The sequence below is a fragment of the Oleiphilus sp. HI0066 genome (genome assembly GCF_001635725.1).
In genome coordinates this window covers 1-1013 of the sequence record NZ_LWFH01001008.1, presented here as the reverse complement: position 1 = coordinate 1013, position 1013 = coordinate 1, and the positions used below count along the sequence as shown (strand labels likewise).

1 protein-coding gene and 1 pseudogene are annotated in these 1013 nt (G+C 41.2%); both read right to left on the bottom strand.

Going from position 1 to position 1013, the window contains the following annotated elements:
* Positions 1-167 precede the first annotated feature (167 nt).
* A complete protein-coding gene (gene dtd, locus A3738_RS11960) occupies positions 168-605 on the bottom strand; it encodes a D-aminoacyl-tRNA deacylase (protein WP_068475285.1) in 438 nt (145 codons plus the stop codon).
* 126 nt (positions 606-731) lie between these two features.
* Positions 732-1013 (bottom strand): annotated as a pseudogene (locus A3738_RS11955) (translational GTPase TypA); the annotation flags it as partial.

Sequence of the window (1013 nt, the reverse complement as noted above, 5' to 3'; positions counted from 1 at the left end):
AAACCTACAAAATGTTCATTTTTATAGTCAAAACAGCGTGTTAGAGCAATAACTTAATGCATTCCCTTGTATTCTGTTTAGTACACTTTGTTACACTACGCAATTTTTTAGTGCAAAAATTCTTATTTTTGTCATATTTCAGGGAAAATAAGGCAATAAATGCAAGATTAGAGCTCTAACATAAAGGTCACAGGCCCGTCGTTTAAGAGGCTTACCTGCATATCTGCGCCGAATTGACCGGTCGCAATATTTTGGTGCGATTCGTACGCTTGTGCCACAAAGTGGTTATATATCAACTCACCATGCTCCGGCGGCGCCGCTGAAGAAAAGCTCGGCTTGGTTCCTTTTTTAGTATCAGCCACTAAGGTGAACTGTGACACAACCAACAAACCGCCATTTATATCAGCAAGACTTCTCCCCATTCTTCCGTTCTCATCATCAAAGATTCTATAAGCGAGAATTTTTTTGAGCATACGGTCTGAAACCAGCTGATCGTCATCTTTCTCAACGCCTAGCAGCAGAAGAATACCCTCATCAATAGCTCCGACAATTTGCCCATTCACTTCAACCGATGCATTTTTTACTCTTTGAATAAGTGCTTTCATCGCCTCACTTTCCAAAACCAATTAGAGGTCAGAGTAAAAGTACTCTGACTCCAGTATATGTTTACTTTCTCAAGATATAAAAAAAGCCGAAGACATGCTTCGGCTTTCTAAACTTTACTGAAAAACTTACTTCGCGCGCTTACGTTCGTTTTCAGTCAATAGCTTTTTACGCAAACGAATGCTTTCAGGCGTTACCTCAACTAGCTCATCATCTTCGATGAATTCAAGCGCTTGCTCTAGCGTGTGACGAATAGGTGGAACCAGCGTTAACGCTTCATCTGTGCCAGATGCACGTACGTTCGTTAGCTGCTTACCTTTTGTAGGGTTAACTGCCAAATCGTTAGAACGAGAGTGAATACCGATAATCTGGCCTTCATATACATCTACAGCGTGACCCAAGAATAAACG

Bases quoted from the DNA above. Each gene is read 5' to 3' on its own strand.
- dtd (WP_068475285.1), bottom strand. From the start codon at position 605: ATGAAAGCACTTATTCAAAGAGTAAAAAATGCATCGGTTGAAGTGAAT.